This window comes from Methylobacterium sp. J-059 (assembly GCF_022829485.1).
Lineage (GTDB): Bacteria > Pseudomonadota > Alphaproteobacteria > Rhizobiales > Beijerinckiaceae > Methylobacterium.
Genome location: NZ_JAKSYA010000154.1, coordinates 1 through 347, shown reverse-complemented (window position 1 = coordinate 347; position 347 = coordinate 1). Strand labels below are relative to the sequence as shown.

Genomic DNA, 347 nt, shown 5'->3' with positions numbered 1-347 from the left:
GCGCCATGAGAGCGGCGTCCGCATCGTCTTCGGCGCGCATCGCGGTCTCGCCGTTGGGGGCGACCTGAAACACGCTCCATGCCTCGGAATGACGCTCGATCGCCGTGAGGATGGGGTCCGCTTGGAGGGGGATGCGATCAGTGTCGAGGACGACGGGGCTAAGGGACTGGCTGAAATCGGGGAAATGGACGTGCGACATCGGTCGGGCTCTAGAGGGCTCGGGAGGGCAGGCGGGACAGGCGAAGGTGGAGGGGCGTTGACGAGTGTGCCGCCGGATTCGACGATGTCGGCGGCGAGGATGAAGGAGCGGCCTGCGACGTCGCCCATCATGTGCATCACCTCGGATC

At 66.3% G+C, this 347-nt stretch carries 1 pseudogene; it reads right to left on the bottom strand.

The annotated features are described in order from the left end of the window. Nucleotides 1-199, bottom strand: a pseudogene (locus MKK55_RS23410) (hypothetical protein); the annotation flags it as partial. Nucleotides 200-347: the final 148 nt, after the last annotated feature.